The 1,583-nt window shown below is 72.1% G+C and carries 2 protein-coding genes; both read right to left on the bottom strand.

Translation table 11 applies throughout. From position 1 onward, the window contains the following. Window positions 1-680, bottom strand: a 680-nt coding sequence (locus FNH04_RS45815) for an SMP-30/gluconolactonase/LRE family protein (protein WP_152792124.1), incomplete at its 3' end; no start/stop codon positions are given. Then, the gene (locus FNH04_RS45810) at window positions 677-1,450 is read right to left on the bottom strand and encodes an IclR family transcriptional regulator (protein ID WP_322725759.1); all 774 of its coding nucleotides are present in this window, start codon (window positions 1,448-1,450) and stop codon (window positions 677-679) included. The genes FNH04_RS45815 and FNH04_RS45810, both read right to left, overlap by 4 nt. Window positions 1,451-1,583: the final 133 nt, after the last annotated feature.

Genomic DNA, 1,583 nt, shown 5'->3' with positions numbered 1-1,583 from the left:
GGGATGACGCGGTCGAGGTCGCCGTTCGGGGTGTAGCGGCGGACCGCTCCGCCGTCCCAGAGGGCCACCCAGACGCAGCCGTCGGCGTCCACCGTGAGGCCGTCGGGGAAGCCCGCGCCGTCCTCGATGGTGGCCAGCGGCCGCCGGTTGGACGGCTGTCCGTCGTCGTCCACGTCGAAGACGTCGACGCGGCGGGTCGGGGAGTCGATGTAGTACATCAGGCGGCCGTCCGGGCTCCAGCCGATGCCGTTGCTGACGGTGACGTCGTCGAGGACCGTACGGACCGTGCCGTCGGGCGTGAGGTGGGACAGGGTGCCACCGCCCGGGGCCTCGTCGTAGCGCATGGTGCCCGCCCAGAGGGAACCGTCGGGCGCGACGGCGGCGTCGTTGGCGCGGCGCCCCGGGACCGGCTCGTGGTGCAGCCACCGGAAGCCGCCGTCGGCGTCGCGCAGTCCGACGCCGTCCCGGAGGTTGAGCACCAGCCCGCCGCCCGCACGCGGCTTCGCGGCGCCGACGTGCTGTTCGGTGACCGTGACCGTACGGCGGCCGGAGGCGGGGTCGTACGTGTGGACGCGGGAGCCGAGGATGTCGATCCAGATCAGCCGCCCGGCGGCGGCGTCCCAGGTGGGGCCCTCGCCGAGGGCCGCCTGCTCCCGTACCGCGATCTCGTAGGCCGTCATGCCACGCTCCGGTGTCCGAGGTTCTCCGACAGCTCGGCGGCGCCCTTGGCCACGAGCTCCTCCAGTTCGGAGCGGCGCTCGTCGCTCCAGCGGATCATCGGTACGGAGATGGAGAGCGCGGCGACCACCCGGCCGGTGCGGTCGCGGACGGGTGCGGCGACGCAGGAGACGTCGGGATTGGACTCGCGGCTCTCCACCGCGACGCCGCGCCGGCGGATCTCGATGAGGGCCTCGCGCAGGGCAGCCGGGTCGGTGATGCTGTTGGGCGTCATCCGGATCAGATCGGCGTCCTCGGGGATACGGGAGGCGAGCTCGTGCTCGGGGAGGGAGGCGAGGAGCATCTTGCCGACCGAGGTGCAGTGCGCGGGCAGCCGGCGCCCGGCGGCGGACACCATGCGGACGGCGTGCGTGGAGTCGACCTTGGCGATGTAGATGACGTCCGTGCCCTCCAGGATCGCCACGTGCACGGTCTCGTCGCAGGTCTCGGCGACGGTCCGGGCGACCTGCTGGCCCTCGGCGGCGAGGTCGAGCTGCTCGGCGTAACGGCTCCCGAGCTGGTACGGACGCACTCCGAGCCGGTAACGTCCCGGTTGTCCCGGTACCGGGACGATGTACGACCGGGCGGCGAGCGTGGTGACCAGCTCGTGCACGGTGGTGCGCGGCAGCTGCAACCTGCGCACGATGTCGGGGGCGGACAGCGTGCCGTCCCCGTCGAGGAAGAGCTCCAGTATGTCGAGAGCCCTGGTCACAGCAGGTACGAGGCGTCCCACGGCCGGCCCTCCTCCTTGCGTCTCAGGTGACTGCGTTCGAGATTTCAACAGTCGATCGGAATAACGAACACAGGCTAGCGACAGTGGGCACGGCCCGGCAATGGTCGGGCGGGGACTGTGTGACGGCGGGGGG

It is taken from the genome of Streptomyces phyllanthi, assembly GCF_009377205.1.
In the GTDB taxonomy this organism is placed as follows: Bacteria; Actinomycetota; Actinomycetes; order Streptomycetales; family Streptomycetaceae; genus Streptomyces; species Streptomyces phyllanthi.
Note: the sequence above shows the minus strand (reverse complement) of the source record. Positions and strands in the feature narration are given on the sequence as shown.